Here is a 17,861-nt window from a genome sequence, read left to right on the forward strand (position 1 = left end):
GATGCGCAGATGAGAGCGACGTCACGCACCCTCGGCGGCGCCCGCGTCGCCGCCGGCGACAGCCCCCGCGTCCCGCACGGTGGGCAGCGCTTTCACCCAGTACATCTGCAGGTCCTCCGGCACACCGCTCGGCCTGGTGGCGAACAGCTGCTTGCGCACCCGTTTGGCGCTGACCCCCAGCGCGTCGAAGTCCTCGGGGTCGATCGCCTCCAGCGTCGTGTGGGAGATGATCAGGCCGCCCTTGGTGGCCCGTTCCATCACCCGGGCAGCGATGTTGACGTCGACACCGAGCCAGTCCGAACCGATGCGCTGCGGGTGCCCGGTGTGGATGCCGGCCCGCATCCGTGGTGTGTAGCCGTCCACCTCGACCGTGCTGACGGCATCCAGGGCGGCGAGCACCGCCCGGATGGCCGTGGCGGGGTCGGAGAACACCACCATGGCGCCGTCACCCATGCGTTTGACGATATGGCCACCCTGGGCCAGCAGAGGAGGCTCGGCCACCTGGGCCACGCGGCGCAGCAACCGCAGGGTGGCGTCGTCACCGGCCCGCAACGACCAAGCCGAGAAGCCGACGAGGTCGGTGAAGACCAGCGTCATCTCCCGGTTGGCGGGCTTGCCCGAGACCCGCTCGGTGAGCGCCTGCCAGACCTGCAGGGCGCCGAGGCTGATCTCACGGGATGCCGCCTCGCGCTCCAGGAGGCGGTCGGCGGCCCGGGCAGCGGCGCGTGGGCCACCCTCGCCGGCCGCCGACAGCGGGTCACCGAATTCCGGATCCCCGGGCAGGGCGCGCCGCGCTCGGCGGATCATCGCGACGACGTCGGCGTTGTGATTGGTGGCCGTCAGCCATCCGAGTGGGCCGGCGGAGCGCGGGACGTCAGCGGGTTGGCGCTGCCCGGTGCGTGCGGATCGCTCCTCGAACGATTCGGCCTCCACACGGCCACCTTATGCGGCACTCCCGGTACCGGCAATGACGACCCACGAAGACCCATTCGAGGCCGCGATTCCCCGGTCCGCACCGGGTGCGACACATCCGATGACCGTAGTGACACACGTCATACCAACCGACGGCACCGCCTACTGCGACATTGGCCGGCACAAAGAATCTGCGCGATCCGAAGCCTCACACATCAAGATCAGCTGCGGCAGGGTGACCGACAACATCCTCGCCTCGCAGGCGCGGCGACCATCACGTGAATTCGGGTCAGGCACAACAGAAGTAGGGAGGTCGGTGAACATGCACCCGTCCTGTCCGCCTTGCTGGAGCCCGACCACAACCGAAGTCAATGTACTCGCGGCAGAGCACTTCTCGCGATTCCGGCGATGACCACGTCGTAGCCGAAGACTCCACGAATCACCAATCCCACACCGGCAGTGCGGTTCTGACCCACTGCCGGTCACAGAACGCACGCGCGGCAAGATGCCGGCGTCCGACGAATGGAGAATGAATGAAGCGGATTGGCGGGACACGCCACCGGGCGACAGTGGCGGGCCTGGCGCTCGCGGCACCGGCGGCACTGGCCTTTCTCGGCGCCGGGGCCGCACATGCGGAGGTGCAGGAATCCGCACCCGCGCCCTACGTCACCAGTCGTCAGGCGATCCTGATCTCCGACGACGCCCTACGAGTGGCCGATTATGGCCAGGCGCGCGGCTTCCTGGACACCCGCTCGGCGGAATCCGGCATCGTGCACGCGCAGGGCGAGGGGCGCGACAGCGTCAAAGCCGTGCCGGGTACCACGTCCGCTCCGTTCGCCGTCGAACACAACGGGCAGTTCACCGCGGGTGCGCCCATCGGCGATTGGTGACCACACCCGGTGGCTGAACGCCTCGGTGCGCCGCACGATTCCTCGTGCGGCGCACCGTCGTATGCGGGCAGTGTGACGCCCGCTTGTGACCGTGCCTGACCACGCGTCACAGCCACGTGGAGCACTGATCGCCGACACATAACAGCCTGGCGCCGCACCGCCGGGGCACGTAGACAACACCCGTTGTCACGCATAGGGTGGCCGGACACCCGTAGTTTTCAAGGCTCAACGAGGACGCCATGACTGCTGCATCATCCGGCCCCGACCCGACCACGCTGCCCAAGCCGATCCCGCTCGGCCCGGATTCGCTCACCTGGAAATACTTCGGCGACCTGCGCACCGGACTGCTCGGTGTGTGGATCGGTTCGATCCAGAACATGTACCCCGAGCTCGGCGCCGGCGTCGAGAACCATTCGATCCTGCTGCGTGAACCACTGCAACGGGTGGCGCGATCGGTGTACCCGATCATGGGAGTGGTCTACGACGGTGACCGCGCCGCGGACACCGGCGAGCAGATCAAGAGTTTCCACCACGACATCAAGGGTGTCGACGGTCAGGGACGGCGCTATCACGCGCTGAACCCCGAGACGTTCTACTGGGCACACGCGACGTTCTTCATGCTGATCATCAAGACCGCCGAGTATTTCTGCGGTGGCCTCACCGAAGCCGAGAAGCATCAACTGTTCGACGAGCACGTGCAGTGGTACCGGATGTACGGCATGAGCATGCGGCCGGTTCCCGGCTCCTGGGAAGAGTTCTGCGAGTACTGGGAGCACAAGTGCCGCGACGAGCTGGAGATCAACCGGGCCACGCTGGACATCTTCACCATCCGCATTCCCAAGCCGTGGTTCGTGCTGATGCCCACCCCGGTCTGGGACCAGATCTTCCGCCCGCTCGTCGGCGCCCAGCGTTGGGTGGCTGCCGGGGTGTTCGACCCCGCGTTACGGGAAAAGGCCGGCATGCGCTGGACCCCGGGTGACGAGATCATCCTGCGACTGCTCGGCAAGGCCGTCGAACTCGCCTTCGTCGCGGTGCCCGAGGAGATCCGGCTGCACCCGCGGGCGGTATCGGCCTATCGGCGCGCCGCCGGCCGCACGCCCGTCGACGCTCCCCTGGTCGAGGCGCCGGGCTTCATGGCCCCACCGGCCGACCGGCGCGGGCTGCCCATGCACTACCAACCCCCGCACAAGTCCCTGTTGGACCGCGCGGGCTCGTTGCTGCACACCACGTTTTCACTGGCCGGCGTGGGCCGGTCCAACAGAAAGGCTGCCTGACCCGATGCTGGAATGGTCCGATGTCGATATCGCCGTTCGTGATGCGGTACGCGAGTTCATCGACAAGGAGATCCGCCCGAATATCGACGCGCTGGAAAGCGGCGATATGGAGCCCTACCCGATCATCCGAAAGCTGTTCGCCACCTTCGGTATCGACGTCATGGCACGGGAATCGTTGGAACGCAGGCTGTCCCGGCTGCGCGACGGCGGCGCCCCGAAAGAGGCAAAGTCCTCGGGCGGGATGTTCGGTGGCGGGCCCGACCAGGCCGGGATGGGCTTTGTCCTGATCAGCGAACTGTGCCGGGTGTCGATGGGGCTGGTCACCGGCATGGGCGTCAGCCTGGGTCTGACGGTGCCCACCATCCAGGGCCGCGGCACACCGGCCCAGCAGGAACGCTGGCTGCCGGGCCTGGTGACCTACGAGAAGATCGGCGCCTGGGCGATCACCGAGCCCGATTCGGGTTCGGATGCGTTCGGCGGCATGAAGTCCTACGTCACGCGCGACGGCGAGGATTACATCCTCAACGGGCAGAAGACGTTCATCACCAATGGACCCGACGCCGACGTCGTGGTGGTGTACGCGAAGCTCGACGAACCCGGCGTCGAGAAACGCGATCGCAAGGTGCTGACGTTTGTGCTCGACCGCGGGATGGAAGGGTTCGTCCAGTCGAAACCGTTCCACAAGATGGGGATTCATTCCTCCCGCACCGGTGAGTTGTTCTTCAACAACGTCCGCCTCGGCCGGGACCGGCTGCTCGGCGAAACCGAGAACAATGCCTCCGGCGATGGCCGGGACAGCGCCCGGTCCAGCTTCTCGGCCGAGCGCATCGGCGTGGCGGCCATGGCGCTCGGCGTCATCGAGGAATGCCTGCGGTTGAGCGTCGACTACGCCAAGACCCGGGTGTTGTGGGGCAAGGAGATCGGCCAGTTCCAGTTGATCCAGCTCAAGCTGGCCAATATGGAGGTGGCACGGATGAACGTGCGCAACATGCTGTTCCGCGTCATCGAGTCGGCGCAGCAGGGCGCTCCGATCAGCCTGGCCGAGGCCTCGGCGATGAAGTGGTATTGCTCGCAGGCCGCGACCGATGTGGCGATGGAGGCGGTTCAGCTGTTCGGCGGTAACGGTTACATGACCGAGTACCGCGTCGAGCAGCTCGCCCGGGATGCCAAGTCGCTGATGATCTACGCCGGTTCCAACGAGGTGCAGATCACCCACGTGGCACGGGGGCTGCTCAGCTAGACCGCAACGCCCGGGAGCTCTGGTACAGGCAGATCGCCGCGGCGGCAGCCACATTGAGACTCTCCGCCCCGCCGGCCATCGGGATCGTCACCCGCACGTCGGCGGCTGCCGCCACCTCGGCAGGTAGTCCGTGCGCCTCGGAACCGAACAGCCAGGCGGTCGGCACCGCCAGGTCCAGATCGGCCAGCGATCGTTCGCCGTCCAGAGTTGTGGCCGTCACCACGAGTTCGGCGTACACCAGGTCCCGGATCAGCTCGAGCGTGTCGGGAGCCGAAAGCACCGGTACCGAGAAGATGCTCCCGGCCGAGGACCGTAGGCATTTCGCGTTGTACGGGTCGACACTGTTCCCGGCCAGGATCAGCGCATCGGCGCCCATCGCGTCGGCCAGCCGGATCAGGGTGCCCGCATTGCCCGGATCGGAGGTCTCCACGGCCACCGCGACCAGCCGCGGCTTCTGCAACACCTCGGCCAGCGTCACCTCGGGAATCCGGCAGACGGCAATCAGCCCGACCGGGGTCACCGTGTCCGACAACGCCTTCGCGGCCTTGTCGGTGACAACGTAGGTCGGTGTGTCACCCAGCAGGGGGCCGAACCGGACCAATGCGTCCTCGGTGACGAACACCTCGGAAACGAGACCGCGCCGCAGCGCTGACTCGACGAGGTTGGGTCCCTCTGCGAGAAAGCGTGCGGCGCGGCGACGTTCGGCAGGTCGCTGCAGCTTGATCGCTGCGGCTACCCGGTCTGCCCGCTCCGTCAGCGGAGTGTTCAGGCGGCCTCACCCGACGGCGCATTGACATCCTCGGGCAGCGCGGCCTTGGCGACCTCGACCAGCGCGGTGAACGCGGCGGCATCGCTGACGGCGATCTCGGCCAGGTTCTTGCGGTCCACCTCGACGCCTGCGGCCTTGAGGCCCTGGATCAGACGGTTGTAGGTGATGTCGTTGGCGCGGGCCGCGGCGTTGATACGCGAGATCCACAGCTTGCGGAACTCACCCTTGCGGGCGCGACGATCGCGGTACGCGTAGGTGAGCGAGTGGAGCTGCTGCTCCTTGGCCTTGCGGTAGAGCCGCGAACGCTGTCCGCGGTAGCCCTTGGACGCCTTGAGAACTGTGCGCCGCTTCTTCTGGGCGTTGACTGCGCGCTTCACGCGTGCCATGTGAGTGTTCCTTGTCTAACGGGGTGAAAGTCGGTAGGGAACGGAATTAACCGTTCAGCATCTTCTTGACGCGCTTGGTGTCGTTGGCGGCCACCACGGCGCGGCCGTCGAGGCGACGGGTCTGCTTGCTCGGCTTGTGCTCGAGCAGGTGGCGCTTACCGGCCTTCTGGCGGACGACCTTGCCGCTTCCGGTGACGCGGAAGCGCTTGGATGCGCCGCTGTGGGTCTTTGCCTTGGGCATATGTCCTCAGTTCGTGTGAAGTAACTAGTTCTGCGGGGTCTCGGTGGGCTCGGCGGGTTTCGCCTCTCCCCCGGACCGTGGTGTCGGGGCATCCGCGTCGTGCGCAGCCTTGGCGCGGGTCTTCGCGCCGCGGTGCGGTGCCAGCACCATCGTCATGTTGCGGCCGTCCTGCTTGGCCGAGGTCTCGACGAAACCGTAGTCAGCGACGTCGGCTCCGAGGCGCTGCAGCAGCCGGTAACCCAGTTCGGGCCGGGACTGCTCGCGACCGCGGAACATGATGGTGACCTTGACCTTGGACCCGGCCTCCAGGAAGCGGACCACGTGGCCCTTCTTCGTCTGGTAGTCGTGATCGTCGATCTTCGGCCGGAGCTTCTGCTCCTTGACGACGGTCTGCTGCTGGTTCTTGCGAGACTCGCGCTCCTTGAGGGCCGTCTCGTACTTGAACTTGCCGTAGTCCATGATCTTGCAAACCGGGGGTTTGGCGTCAGGGGCCACTTCGACAAGGTCGAGATCGGCGTCGACGGCGACGCGGAGAGCATCTTCGATGCGAACGATGCCCACCTGCTCGCCGTTCGGTCCGATCAGGCGAACTTCAGGTACGCGGATACGCTCGTTGATGCGGGTCTCAGTGCTGATGGGGCCTCCTACGTTGTCTGCTCGTGCCACGACCGTATGGAAGGCCGGGCCAGCAGGGATACCAACGCCATCAGCAGCTCTGTTCTTCCGAACAGAAAGGCCTCGCATATAGCGAGGCCCGATGCCGACCGATCACGGCTTTCGCCGCCTGCGCATGCGCAGAACAGGGCATCCGCAGATACCTGTGACCGGACCGCTGGACCGGTACGGTCAGCGGTGGGAGCGGGACTCCACTTACTGTCCCTGGCGTTCGCCGGGACGGTCGATCGTGCCACTCTATCAGGCATGACCGATGATCAGAAAACGCCGGCCGATGCAGACCCGCAGGTAAGGGACCTCGCCGAGATCCCGGCCGTCGAGGTGATCACCCGATCGGCGGTCATGTTGATGAGCGCCGCCGCCGAAAAGCTCGGCCTGGGAGCCGCCGACCCCGACGACAGCCCGCACCGCGACCTCGACGAGGCACGCCGCCTGATCACCGCACTCGCCGGGCTGGTCACGGCTTCTGCGGAGTACCTGGGCCTGCACGCCGGCCCGCTGCGCGACGGCCTCAAGAGCCTGCAACTGGCGTTCCGGGAGGCCAGCGTCGCACCCGAGGAACCCGGCCACGGGCCCGGCGAGAAATACACCGGCCCGGTCTGGTGAACCGGGCCCGACACACGCCGCGCGGGAAGCGCAGAAACACCCGTCAGAGCCGGTAAAGGCATATTCTCCGGCCCATGACGGCCACCACCGCTGGGTCCTCCTCGAAGCCCTCGACGGCGCCCGCCTCGAAGCCGAGGCGCCCATCCGGTTATGCGTGGGTGCCCACCGCGGCGGGCTGGATCGTCGGGGTCATCGCGACGCTGTCCCTGGTGGCCAGCATCTCGCCGTTCGTCCGGTCGGCGATCAAGGTACCCCGCGAGTTCGTCAACGACTACATCTTCAACTTCCCCGACACCAGCTTCGCCTGGGCCTTCGTGCTGGCGCTGCTGGCGGCGGCGCTGGCGGCCCGCAAGAGCATCGCCTGGTGGATCCTGGTGCTCTACATGGTGGCCGCGGTGGCGGTGAACATCGCCGATCTGGTCACCGGCGACGAGACCATCGCCGAGGAGTTCGGCGAGGTCATCGGCCTGGTCTTCCATCTGGCCGCGATCGGGTTCCTGCTGCTGGCCCGGCGTGAGTTCTGGGCCAAGGTGCGTCGCGGTGCCCTGTTCAAGGCGGTGGCCACCCTGCTGGCCGCGATGGCGGTCGGCATCCTGATCGGCTGGGGCCTGCTGGAACTGTTCCCGGGCACCCTCGAGCGCGACTACCGGCTCGCCTATGCCGCCAACCGGGTCGTCGCCTTCGCCGGCGTCGACGCCGCGGTATTCGACGGTCAGCATCCCGGTGTCCTCGTCAACGCACTGCTCGGCCTGTTCGGCGCACTGGCGCTGATGGTGGCCGCCATCGTGCTGTTCCGCTCGCAGCGCGCCACCAACGCCCTGACCGGCCCCGACGAATCGGCCATCCGCGGCCTGCTCGAGCTGTACGGCAAGAACGACTCGCTGGGGTACTTCGCCACCCGCCGGGACAAGTCCGTGGTGTTCGCACCGAGCGGCCGGGCCGCCATCACCTACCGGGTCGAGGTCGGCGTGTGCCTCGCCGGCGGTGACCCGGTGGGCGACCCCAAGGCCTGGCCGGCAGCGATCGGCGCCTGGCTCAAACTGTGCGAGACCTACGGCTGGGCACCCGGGGTGATGGGTGCCAGCGTCGCTGCCGCAGAAGCGTTCCGGGATGCCGGCCTGAACGCCATCGAACTCGGCGACGAGGCGATCCTGTACCCCGATCGGTTCAAGTTGTCCGGCCCGGACATGAAGCCGGTGCGTCAGGCGGTCACCCGGGCCCGGCGGGCGGGGCTGACGGTGCGCATCCGCAGGCATCGGGATCTGACCACCGATGCCATGGCGATGGTGATCGCCCGGGCCGACGAGTGGCGCGACACCGAGACCGAGCGCGGTTTCTCGATGGCGTTGGGCCGGTTGGGCGATCCGGCCGACGGCGACTGCCTGCTGGTGGAGGCCGTGTCCGGTGACGAGCAGGTGGTGGCCATGCTGTCGCTGGTGCCGTGGGGTGCCAACGGAGCGTCCCTGGATGTGATGCGGCGTTCGCCGCAATCACCCAACGGCACGATCGAGCTGATGGTCAGCGAGATGTGCCTACAGGCCGAGGATCTGGGCATCAGCCGGATCTCGCTGAACTTCGCGATGTTCCGGTCGGCCTTCGAGCAGGGCGCGGCGCTCGGAGCCGGCCCGGTGGCCCGGCTGTGGCGGGCGCTGCTGGTGTTCTTCTCGCGGTGGTGGCAGTTGGAGACGCTGTACCGCTCGAACATGAAATACCAGCCGGAATGGGTGCCGCGGTACGCCTGCTACGAGGAGACCCGCGAGATCCCCCGCGTCGGGGTGGCCTCGGTGATCGCCGAGGGCTTCCTGGTGCTGCCGTTCTCGCGGCGCAAGGCACATACCGGCGAGCATGTCGCGGCACCGAAAGCATTGGTGGACAGTGGCTTGCTGCACGGTGACGGCAGCGCACCCGATGTCAGCGCACTCGCCGACGACCTGCCCGGCGCCGATGAGAACCGGTTGCCCGAGCAGGTTCGGGTCCGGATGGCCAAGCTGAAAACCCTGCAGGACAACGGGGTCGACGCCTATCCGGTGGGTGAGGCACCCAGCCACACCGTGGCACAGGCCCTCGATGTCACCGCAGCCGACGAGACGGTCACGGTGGCCGGCCGGATCCTGCGGTTACGCGACTACGGCGGGGTGCTGTTCGCCCAACTGCGCGACTGGTCCGGCGAAGTGCAACTGCTGTTCGATGATTCGCGACTGACCCAGGGCAGCAACGCCGATTTCACCGGATCCATCGATCTGGGTGATCTGGTCGAGGTGACCGGCACCATGGGGCAGAGCCGCACCGGCACCCGGTCGCTGCTGGTGACCCGGTGGCGGCTGATCGGCAAGTGCCTGCGCCCGTTGCCCGACAAGTGGAAAGGGCTGACCGACCCGGAGGCGAAGGTACGCACCCGGTATGTCGACCTGGCGATCAACACCGAGGCCCGGGACCTGATCACCGCCCGCAGCCGCATTCTGCACGCCATCCGGGAAACCCTGGTGGACAAGGGTTTCCTCGAGGTGGAGACCCCGATCCTGCAGCAGATCCACGGTGGGGCGAACGCCCGCCCGTTTGTCACCCATATCAACGCCTACGACCTGGACCTGTACCTGCGGATCGCGCCGGAACTGTATCTGAAGCGGTTGTGTGTGGGCGGTGTGGAGCGGGTCTTCGAACTGGGCCGGGCATTCCGCAACGAGGGTGTGGACTTCAGTCACAACCCGGAATTCACGCTGCTGGAGGCCTACCAGGCGCACGCCGACTACAACGTGTGGCTGCATGGTTGCCGGGAACTGATCCAGAACGCCGCCGAGGCCGCCAACGGCGCACAGGTGGTGATGCGTCCCGGACCGGACGGCGAAGGGCTGGTCGCCGTGGACATCTCCGGGCAGTGGCCGGTCAAGACGGTGCACGGTGCGGTGTCCGAGGCCCTGGGGACACAGATCGGCCCCGATACCGGCCTGACCACCCTGCGTGCGCTGTGCGACGGCGCCGGTGTGCCGTACCTGACGCACTGGGACGCCGGCGCGGTGGTGCTCGAACTGTACGAACGCCTCGTCGAGGGGCAGACCGAGCACCCGACGTTCTACAAGGACTTCCCGACCTCGGTGTCACCGCTGACCCGTCCACACCGCAGCATCGCCGGTGTGGCCGAGCGGTGGGATCTGGTGGCCTGGGGTGTCGAGTTGGGCACCGCCTACAGCGAACTCACCGATCCGGTGGAGCAACGACGACGCCTGCAGGAGCAGTCGCTGCTGGCCGCCGGAGGCGATCCGGAGGCGATGGAACTCGACGAGGACTTCCTGCAGGCGCTGGAATACGCAATGCCGCCGACCGGCGGTCTGGGTGTCGGTGTCGACCGGGTGGTCATGCTGATCACCGGGCGCAGCATCCGCGAGACACTGCCGTTCCCGCTGGCCAAGCCGCGCTGAGCCGTCACAGCCGCTTACCAGGAAGTCGCGCCACCATGGTGGCGTGACCGCACCAACGCTGATGTCGCTCACCCACGGCTGGGTTCCGGTGACCGTGCAGGTGATCTCCGCAGCGGTCCTGCTGTTCGCGGTGCGCAGGATCGGGGTGCGCCGACTGATCGCTGCGACCGCCGTCGGCATCGGTGTCGCGGCCGCCGCCCGCTGGTATGTGAACAGCCAAGGCCTGGCCGGTGACCCCGCCCCGGCCGGACTGTGGGTGTGGATCGGACTGACCGGGTTCGCCTGCTGCGCAATGGTATCGGGTCGGACCGCCCGGCGACGCACGACAAGGATCGCGGCCGTCGTCGCCGTCCCGTTGTGCGCACTGTGCGCCGCGTTGGCGTTGAATCTGTGGACCGGTTACTTCCCCACCATGGGTTCGGCATGGGGTCAGTTCACCGACGGACCGCTGCCGGACCAGACCGATATGGCCGCCGTCACTGCGTTTCAGGTGGGACATGCCCTGCCGCGCAACGGTTCCCTGGTCTCGGTGGACACCGGCGATGCCGGCTCCGGTTTCAAACACCGCGGCGAACTGGTCTATCTCCCGCCGGCCTGGTTCGCCACCGATCCGCCACCACGACTGCCTGCCCTGCTGATGATCGGCGGGGAACTCAACACGCCGCAGGACTGGGCCAGGGCCGGCGGCGCGGTGCAGGCGGCCGATGCCTTCGCCGCAGAACATCACGGCAATGCGCCGGTGCTGGTGTTCGCCGATGTGGCCGGGGCGTTCAGCAATGACACCGAGTGTGTGAACGGCGTACGTGGCCGGGTCGCCGACCATCTGACCAAAGATGTTGTGCCCGCGATCGTCTCCAGGTTCGGCGTCAGCCCGGACAACTGGGGAGTGGTCGGCTTCTCGATGGGCGGCACCTGCGCCGTCGACCTGACCGTGATGCACCCGCAAGAGTTCTCGACATTCGAGGACATCGCCGGCGATCTGGCCCCGAACACCGGGACACCGGCCCAGACCATCGACCGGTTGTTCGGTGGCAACGCCGCCGCCTACGCCGATTTCGACCCAGGCACCGTCATCAACCGGCACGGCCACTACGACGGTATCGCCGGTTGGTTCGCCATCAACGGCGCCGGGGTGGCGCCACCGCCGCCGCAGGCCGCCGCGGCCAGGTCGCTGTGTGCCCTCGGGACCGGCCACGGTATCGCCTGCGCGGTGGTCAGCAGACCCGGGAAACATGACTGGCCCTTTGCCGGAACGGCATTCGCCGAGGCGCTGCCCTGGCTGGCCGGGCGGATCCACACTCCCGACGTCCCGGCCGCCGCGCTACCGGGTGCCCCGACCGGGCCTGCCACAGTGGCGGTGGCGCAGTGGCGACAGGGTCAGTAGTCCGACTCGGCGGCCAGCACCTCGGCCAGGAACGTATCCGCGGTACCGCCCAGCCGTGCCCGAGCGAACGCCCGTACCCGGTCCCGCGCGGCGCGGTCCTCCCCCTTGCCTGCACCGATGGCCACCGTGGTGTTCGACCAATCGTGGTTCCAGGCGGCCGATTCCGAGACCGGTAGCGTCAGCGTCGCGGTGCCGTCGGCGGCCAGGACACCCTCGGCGGCGACGGCACCGCTGCGTAACCGGACTGCGATACCGCCGGCGGGCGCGCTCACCGCGGCGCGCACCGTCGCCACCACGTTGCCGCCGGGAACGGTGCGCACCGACCAGTCGACCGTGTCCTCGGCGGCGTCGAACACCGCGGGCGGCACCGCGCTCCAGCTGATCGATGTCGCACCACCGGCGATGGCGCCGGTCGCCGCGGTTTCGGCGGCGCCGGCGGCCAGCGCGTAATCGTCGCGCCGGCGCTGGGCGGGCACGGCGTCGTCGGCCGCGGTCGGCCAGTCGGCCAAATCCGCGCAGGCCGCGGCGAGTTCGGCCACCCGGGGGTCACCGTCACGCCGGTAGCCGAGCAGGGTGTCGCGGTGCGGCTGCAACAGGGAATCGATATCCGAGTCCAGGGTGTCCTCGGCGAAGAATTCCTGCGTCGCGGCCGTCAGCATCGCGATCTCGGCGTCGAGTACCGCTGCGTCCAGATCGACGATCGAGTCCCCCAGGCTGGCCGGCCACCAGCGCCGCAGCCAGTGCCCGACCGCCAGTCGGCGCAGTGGCGCCAGCGCCTGCACATCCAGCTGCAGATCCGGGATGTCGATGCTGCCGTGTACGGGTATGCCACTCACCGCCTCGACCATCGCGACATGTCCGGCCGGGCCGGTCACCCGCCACAACCAGTCCGCGGCCTCGATATCGGTGACGGTGAGTTGAACCGGCGCCGAAGGATCGTCGACGGTCCAGGCGAGCACAGCGCCGGCTACCTCCAGCACCGCGACGGCGGGTGGGTCCGGCACCGGAGTATCCGTGCGCCACAGCCCGGCCTCGGCGATCAGCCTCATCGCACCGCCTCCAGTTCGAGCATGGCCTTGATGCGCTGCCGGTGATCCAGGCTCACCGACCGGGCCACCCCCTCCAACAAGGCACGCATCTCGTCGACGTCGGCGCAGCTCTCCTGCCAGACATCACGCCCGTGCAGGCGCGCCCACAGTCGGCTCAGGTAGGGCCGGGCAAAGGTCGCCAGCTCATCGGTCACCTGCTGCTGGCGCGGATGCAGTACCGCACCGGCCGCCAGGTAGCGCCGCGCGTGCAGCACATAGGCCTCCTTGCGCAGCCGCGCCTGGATCTGGCCGGCCAGCCGGTATGTGGGGGTTGCCGTCTCGTCCAGCGGGGCCAGTTCGACGGCGACCGCGATACCGGCGACCAGGGTGGCCTGGATGTCCTCGGCCAGCAGACCCCATGGTGCGCAGGCCCGGTCGACCTCCTCGGCACACAGCAGCGGAACGTCGGGCAGCTCGTCACGATCCAACGCACGGCGCAGGGTGGCCCGCACCCGGTCCACGACACTGCGGTCCAGCGGTCGGTCGCCGTCGCCGCCGTGTACCGGCGGTGGTTTCTGCGGGATGGCCGCACTGAGCCCGACAGCGGTCAGTGACCAGGGCAATTCGACCGGCGGGCGGCGGGCGCGGGCCCCGAGATTGTACGGCGTCGCATCGGCCACCAGGGCGGACCAGACCCGTTGCCGGGCAGTCGATTCCCCGTGCGTGGCGGCAGCACCCAGCACTGTCTCCAGGCCGGCGAGGAACGGATCGGTGATGGTATCGCCTGCCTCGACATCGGCCCAGCTGCGACACAGTTGGGCCGACAGCCCGGCGACCGTACGATCATCGGCGACATAGCGGTTGAGCACCTCGATGGCGTTGCGATCCCGATCGTCGTGGATGCCGCGCAGCACCGTCACCGCGGTATCCGAATCACCGGGTACGGGAGCACCTTTGGTGACTGCCAGCTCGAAACAGACCGGGAAGTACAGTTCCTGGGCATTTCCGGTGGTCAACCGCAGCTTGCGACGCTGCGCCTTCAGGACGGCGAACCAGGCGGCCGTCGCGCACAGTTCTGTGCGTTGACCCAGGATCGCGGCATGCATCTGGTCGGCCACCTCGGCGGGCACCACCGGCGCGGAGAAATGCGGGTTGGACCGCAGCCGCAGCACCAACGGGTCCAGGATGCGCTTGATCGTCCGGCTCAACGGGCCGCCGTCGTCGGCGCTGAGCACCTCGACCCCCGGCCCGAGCGCTCGCCAGGCACTATCGATGACGGCCCGCCGCGGCTGCATCGGCGCAGCGTCGGCGGCGCGGGTCGCGGCCTCCGGGACGGTGCTCATCCGATCAGGATAGGCATACAACCCGGCAGCGACGCCGGACAAAGTTGGGTTCGGTAGCGCGGTGCCGGAGCGAGTCTGTACTTCATGTCGCACAGCCTGCTCATCTTCCTGTTCGCCGTCGCCGCCATCGCCGGCGCGGTGACGCTCGTCGCGCTGACCCGGACTCGGGCCGCTTCTCCGTCGGCCGTGCACCCCGCGGTCGGGATCGGCACCGTCGCCAGCGTGTCCGCGGGCACCGACCGCATCACCGTCGAGGTGCAGAGCGTGTGCGGGCAGAAGTTCACCGGCCGACTGCTGAGCACCGCGGATGATCCGGTGGCCGCCGCCATCCGCCCGGGTGTCGTGCTGCTGGTGACCTTCGATCCCGATGCCCGCGAGGATCTTTCGCTGGCCGACGATATGGCGGCCATCCGCACCGCGTTCGACCGGATGTTGGTAGGCAAGGGACTGGTGACCGACACCCAGCTGGACCTCATCCGGCATGGTGTCAAGGGTGTCGGGGTGGTCACGGCCGCCCGCCCCACCGGCACGGCCCGGGAGGACTACCGCGAGGTGGTGCTCGATCTGATGGTGCGCCGGCCCGAGGGCGGGCAGTTCCCGGCTCACGAGACCACGCTGATCCCGGCCACCTCGTTGGACCGGGTGAATCCTGGCAGTGTCATCGACGCCTACTACCGGCGCGGCGACGAGTCAGCCGTTGCGGTGGCCGTCCCACCGGCCTGACATGCGTAGCTGACCAGCGCAGCCCAGTACACCGGGTTCGCCCCGCCATCCCCGGACCGCCAGCGTCGCATCTGCTCGCGCTGCCAGGTGTTCACCGCGATCGCGGCGCCGATGTCGGTGCCCGCCTGGTGTGCGGTGTCGACCGCCGCGATCGTCTCACCCATGGGGTCACCGGAGTCGACACCGGTGAACTTGCGGTATCCCGCCGTGGTGGGCAGTGACCACAACGCGGCGGTCACCAGCTCGGCGCCCGCCAGGACCACAGCCGCGACCAGACCGGTGGCCTCGTCGAATCGGTAGTCCCCGCCCGAGGCGCAGGCCAGCAACGCCACTCTGGGAGGGAACACCAGATCGGCGGCCATCAGATCGGCCGCCAGGAGCGGTCGGTGGTCCCCTACCGGGTTGCCCAGACCCGTCATCGTCGCGCGACATGCCAGGTGCAGCGCCGCGCGGTCGGCATGCCCCAGGTCGCGGTCGGCGGCGCTGGCATGCCCGACGTATACCAATCGTCCGGGCCGCCGCGCGAGCATGCCGGCCAGCCAGGCACGGTCGGTGTCCGTGCGCCGAAAGAGTTCCAGCGCCGAGTCGACGCGCGGGAGCACAGGTTGCTGTTGCAGCAGTTCGTCATAGTGGCGTGCCAGGACTGTACCGGGATCGGGCCGACCCAGCACTGACCCCAGAGCCGAATCCGGGCGTTGGCCCGGAACACGCGGATCGAGGATCAGCAGCGTGTCCCCGCCGGTCCCCGACTCCGCCGGCCGTCGCGATGCGGCGATATTGGTGGGTACCGCCATCAGCACATCGACGTGTTCCATCAGCCGGTAGCCGTTGGTGAGTCGATCGAGATCAGCACGTGGCCAAGTTATTTGCGAGGAATCCATCGGCTGATCGGCGATCATCGGGAACACCGTGGGCTTGGCGAGCAATCCCCACGGCACACGACCCAGGCGTGCGCTCGGCGCAACGAAGAGCCTGGCCCGCGGCGAGTCCTCACAGTCGGCCAGCAATTGCCATCCGCGCTCGTCGATGAGCAGCGCTCCGAGGCGATAGGCCAGCGCCTGTTCGGTCGTCGGTGCGGTGAACGCACCGACAGAGAGGGCTCGAGCCAAACCGCCTACCGGGGTCTCGTCCCCGTGCGGATCCGGCAGCGCCGCAACGAGTTCGTCGAGTACGGCAAGTAGGACAGTCTCGGCCACCACCCACGTGACGGTGCGCTCGGGTTGCCCGATGATCCGCAGGCTGGCGTAGGTCGCGACGCCGACATCGGCGTAGCGCAACACCATGGTGAGCGGTTCTGTCACGGCCAGGTGGCCCATTCGGCTTCGGCCGACGTGACGGCCATTCCGTAGCGTTGCTGTGCCAGGTCGCGGTAGCGCGACAGCACCGGTGCCGTGGTCGGGTCCATCCGCAGCGGCGGCAGTGCACCCAGCCTGGTCAACGATCCGCCCGCCACCGACACCGGGCCCGCGGCGACGAGCGCGTACTCCTCGGCATCGTCGACCGGGACCGCCGCCGTCGCGACGTCTGCCCAAGCCACTGGCTGAGGCGTCCGCGGAACGATGAATGCCCCTCGTGCGCAATGGTATTCGATGAGTTCGCTGACCAGATTCGAGTTTCCCCACTCCCATGCGACGGCAAATGCTCCGGCCAGCAACCGCGCCGATACGTGGGTCGCCCACCGCATGCGGGCGTCTGCATCGGCAATCGTGTGACGCACGGTGTCCACGGCAAGCGCTGCGGGAACCTTGAGCTCGGCCGCCTGCGCAAACTTTTCTTCGGCGGTCGCCGGGTCGGCGAGCGCTTCGGCACGAAGGATGGAACCGTGGTGATCGTCGAGCCTGGCGTATTGCAGCCAGCTGTGCCTGGGCCAGCTGTCGAGCAGTTGGCGCGCGGCGGCGACCCGGTCGTGGGCGGCGGCAAAGTCACCGCGCATGATGTCGACCCAACTGCGCTGCAGAAGAATTCGGTGGATGTGCAGTGGCTTTTCGACCTCACGCCAGTGCCGTTCGGCGTGACCGAAGCGCTCATCGGCGTCCTCGAGTGCTCCCACCGAGATGCTGATCAGCCCGAAGTAGAGCCAGCTCCGCGAAACGTCGTGGGCGCGAGCGTTCTCGGCGATGACCGGATAGGCGCCGTGCACCAAATCCTGCGCACGGGCGCGGTCACCGGCTGCCCATGCGGCGGTGGCACGCTCCAATTCCGTTCTGGCATTGGCGAGACGCCAATCACGCGCCTGTGCCCGCGCACCCGCCCTGCGTAGCCACGGTTCGGCCTCGGTCAGCCTGCCTGTCTCCACACAGAACCGGCCATAACCGATGCCGGCGAGGACCCGCAGACTGTCATCGCCGACACTACCGTCACCCGGGCCGTCAAGCGCGTCGAATACCATCTCCCACAAAGGAAGTGACTGGACATGCAGATCGTCGTCGCACAGCGCGGCAGCGCACAGGATACGAGCATGGGTCACCAGGTGGGCATGCTCATCGGTCAGATCGTCGATGACCTCCCGGTCCTCGACGAGTAGTCGCAGAGCGCCGGCTGCTGTCTCATGCTCACCGTGCGCGGCGGCCAGCCCGGTCCGCAGAAAGTGGGCACGTCGGGTGTATCGGCAGATCATGTGCTCGATCTGGATGCCCGTCATATTGGTGGTCTCCGCCGCATCGGGCCCGTTGCCCGCTTGTATTCCCCGGTAGATCTGCAAGCAGTCGTCGATGCGTTTGAGGGCTTCGGAGACACCGTCATAGGCCGTCCGCACCAGGTAGATCTCACCGAGTTGGGCGAACACCTCCAACGCCCAGTCGTCACGATCAGCCGCCTCGATCAGCGGAAGTTGGGCCAGCAGCAGGTCCTTGGCGGTCTGCTCGTCCGAGGCCCACGAGAGCCGTTGAGCCTCGTCCAGGGCATCGATGATCGACACGGCGTCATCATAGGACGCCGTCAGGCGGCGGACGCGTTCCCGCGCCCCCCGCCGCAG

The 17,861-nt window shown here is 68.0% G+C and carries 16 protein-coding genes; 7 read left to right on the forward strand and 9 right to left on the reverse strand.

Annotation, left to right across the window (positions count from 1 at the left end):
* Positions 1–21: 21 nt before the first annotated feature.
* Positions 22–933, reverse strand: a complete 912-nt coding sequence (locus tag ACLBYA_RS23770; protein ID WP_447711916.1) for an adenylate/guanylate cyclase domain-containing protein — start codon at positions 931–933, stop codon at positions 22–24.
* Between the two features lie 512 nt (positions 934–1,445).
* Between ACLBYA_RS23770 and ACLBYA_RS23775 the strand changes: the two genes are divergently transcribed.
* The 3 genes from ACLBYA_RS23775 (at position 1,446) to ACLBYA_RS23785 (ending at position 4,316) form a co-directional block, all read left to right on the forward strand.
* Positions 1,446–1,802, forward strand: coding sequence for a hypothetical protein (locus tag ACLBYA_RS23775; protein WP_447711917.1), 357 nt, complete (start codon positions 1,446–1,448; stop codon positions 1,800–1,802).
* Between the two features lie 239 nt (positions 1,803–2,041).
* Positions 2,042–3,076: an oxygenase MpaB family protein gene (locus tag ACLBYA_RS23780; RefSeq protein WP_447711918.1), complete on the forward strand. Its 1,035-nt coding sequence runs from the start codon at positions 2,042–2,044 to the stop codon at positions 3,074–3,076.
* A gap of 4 nt (positions 3,077–3,080) precedes the next feature.
* On the forward strand, positions 3,081–4,316 hold the full coding sequence (locus ACLBYA_RS23785; protein ID WP_447711919.1) for an acyl-CoA dehydrogenase family protein: 1,236 nt from the start codon (positions 3,081–3,083) through the stop codon (positions 4,314–4,316).
* Here the strand turns inward: ACLBYA_RS23785 and ACLBYA_RS23790 are convergent.
* The 4 genes from ACLBYA_RS23790 to infC are packed head-to-tail and all read right to left on the reverse strand — an operon-like array spanning position 4,309 to position 6,348.
* Entirely contained in the window at positions 4,309–5,085 is a 777-nt protein-coding gene (locus ACLBYA_RS23790; protein ID WP_447712043.1) for a TrmH family RNA methyltransferase, read from the reverse strand. The two genes, ACLBYA_RS23785 and ACLBYA_RS23790, sit on opposite strands and share 8 nt — an antisense overlap.
* Positions 5,082–5,471: a 50S ribosomal protein L20 gene (gene rplT, locus ACLBYA_RS23795; RefSeq protein ID WP_011560372.1), complete on the reverse strand. Its 390-nt coding sequence runs from the start codon at positions 5,469–5,471 to the stop codon at positions 5,082–5,084. The genes ACLBYA_RS23790 and rplT overlap by 4 nt, the downstream gene beginning before the upstream one ends.
* A gap of 46 nt (positions 5,472–5,517) precedes the next feature.
* A complete protein-coding gene (gene rpmI, locus ACLBYA_RS23800) occupies positions 5,518–5,712 on the reverse strand; it encodes a 50S ribosomal protein L35 (RefSeq protein WP_447711920.1) in 195 nt (64 codons plus the stop codon).
* 24 nt (positions 5,713–5,736) lie between these two features.
* Positions 5,737–6,348 carry a translation initiation factor IF-3 gene (gene infC, locus ACLBYA_RS23805; RefSeq protein ID WP_236440474.1) on the reverse strand — a complete coding sequence of 204 codons (612 nt, stop codon included), beginning with the start codon at positions 6,346–6,348 and terminating at the stop codon, positions 5,737–5,739.
* 285 nt (positions 6,349–6,633) lie between these two features.
* Between infC and ACLBYA_RS23810 the strand changes: the two genes are divergently transcribed.
* From ACLBYA_RS23810 to ACLBYA_RS23820, 3 genes are all read left to right on the forward strand, one after another.
* Positions 6,634–6,993: a DUF1844 domain-containing protein gene (locus ACLBYA_RS23810; protein ID WP_447711921.1), complete on the forward strand. Its 360-nt coding sequence runs from the start codon at positions 6,634–6,636 to the stop codon at positions 6,991–6,993.
* Between the two features lie 74 nt (positions 6,994–7,067).
* Positions 7,068–10,409, forward strand: coding sequence for a bifunctional lysylphosphatidylglycerol synthetase/lysine--tRNA ligase LysX (lysX, locus tag ACLBYA_RS23815; protein WP_447711922.1), 3,342 nt, complete (start codon positions 7,068–7,070; stop codon positions 10,407–10,409).
* A 61-nt stretch (positions 10,410–10,470) separates the two neighbouring features.
* Entirely contained in the window at positions 10,471–11,793 is a 1,323-nt protein-coding gene (locus ACLBYA_RS23820; RefSeq protein WP_447712044.1) for an alpha/beta hydrolase, read from the forward strand.
* Here ACLBYA_RS23820 and ACLBYA_RS23825 read toward each other — a convergent pair.
* Both ACLBYA_RS23825 and ACLBYA_RS23830 read right to left on the reverse strand, forming a co-directional pair.
* Positions 11,787–12,842, reverse strand: a complete 1,056-nt coding sequence (locus tag ACLBYA_RS23825) for a hypothetical protein (RefSeq protein ID WP_447711923.1) — start codon at positions 12,840–12,842, stop codon at positions 11,787–11,789. The genes ACLBYA_RS23820 and ACLBYA_RS23825 overlap by 7 nt on opposite strands.
* Entirely contained in the window at positions 12,839–14,164 is a 1,326-nt protein-coding gene (locus tag ACLBYA_RS23830) for a hypothetical protein (RefSeq protein ID WP_447711924.1), read from the reverse strand. Before ACLBYA_RS23830 ends, ACLBYA_RS23825 begins: the two co-directional genes overlap by 4 nt.
* Before the next feature lie 84 nt (positions 14,165–14,248).
* On the opposite strand from ACLBYA_RS23830, the gene ACLBYA_RS23835 reads away from it, so the two are divergent.
* Positions 14,249–14,887: a hypothetical protein gene (locus ACLBYA_RS23835; RefSeq protein WP_447711925.1), complete on the forward strand. Its 639-nt coding sequence runs from the start codon at positions 14,249–14,251 to the stop codon at positions 14,885–14,887.
* Here the strand turns inward: ACLBYA_RS23835 and ACLBYA_RS23840 are convergent.
* Positions 14,836–16,203, reverse strand: a complete 1,368-nt coding sequence (locus ACLBYA_RS23840) for a CHAT domain-containing protein (RefSeq protein WP_447711926.1) — start codon at positions 16,201–16,203, stop codon at positions 14,836–14,838. The two genes, ACLBYA_RS23835 and ACLBYA_RS23840, sit on opposite strands and share 52 nt — an antisense overlap.
* Positions 16,185–17,804, reverse strand: a complete 1,620-nt coding sequence (locus tag ACLBYA_RS23845; protein WP_447711927.1) for a hypothetical protein — start codon at positions 17,802–17,804, stop codon at positions 16,185–16,187. The genes ACLBYA_RS23840 and ACLBYA_RS23845 overlap by 19 nt, the downstream gene beginning before the upstream one ends.
* Positions 17,805–17,861: the final 57 nt, after the last annotated feature.

This window comes from Mycobacterium sp. C31M (assembly GCF_053345865.1).

Excerpts from the sequence above, each read along its gene's own strand:
- ACLBYA_RS23775 (WP_447711917.1), top strand. The coding sequence starts at position 1,446 with ATGAAGCGGATTGGCGGGACACGCCACCGGGCGACAGTGGCGGGCCTG.
- ACLBYA_RS23780 (WP_447711918.1), top strand. The coding sequence starts at position 2,042 with ATGACTGCTGCATCATCCGGCCCCGACCCGACCACGCTGCCCAAGCCG.
- ACLBYA_RS23785 (WP_447711919.1), top strand. The coding sequence starts at position 3,081 with ATGCTGGAATGGTCCGATGTCGATATCGCCGTTCGTGATGCGGTACGC.
- rplT (WP_011560372.1), bottom strand. The coding sequence starts at position 5,471 with ATGGCACGCGTGAAGCGCGCAGTCAACGCCCAGAAGAAGCGGCGCACA.
- rpmI (WP_447711920.1), bottom strand. The coding sequence starts at position 5,712 with ATGCCCAAGGCAAAGACCCACAGCGGCGCATCCAAGCGCTTCCGCGTC.
- ACLBYA_RS23810 (WP_447711921.1), top strand. The coding sequence starts at position 6,634 with ATGACCGATGATCAGAAAACGCCGGCCGATGCAGACCCGCAGGTAAGG.
- lysX (WP_447711922.1), top strand. The coding sequence starts at position 7,068 with ATGACGGCCACCACCGCTGGGTCCTCCTCGAAGCCCTCGACGGCGCCC.
- ACLBYA_RS23820 (WP_447712044.1), top strand. The coding sequence starts at position 10,471 with ATGTCGCTCACCCACGGCTGGGTTCCGGTGACCGTGCAGGTGATCTCC.
- ACLBYA_RS23825 (WP_447711923.1), bottom strand. The coding sequence starts at position 12,842 with ATGAGGCTGATCGCCGAGGCCGGGCTGTGGCGCACGGATACTCCGGTG.
- ACLBYA_RS23830 (WP_447711924.1), bottom strand. The coding sequence starts at position 14,164 with ATGAGCACCGTCCCGGAGGCCGCGACCCGCGCCGCCGACGCTGCGCCG.
- ACLBYA_RS23835 (WP_447711925.1), top strand. The coding sequence starts at position 14,249 with ATGTCGCACAGCCTGCTCATCTTCCTGTTCGCCGTCGCCGCCATCGCC.
- ACLBYA_RS23840 (WP_447711926.1), bottom strand. The coding sequence starts at position 16,203 with ATGGGCCACCTGGCCGTGACAGAACCGCTCACCATGGTGTTGCGCTAC.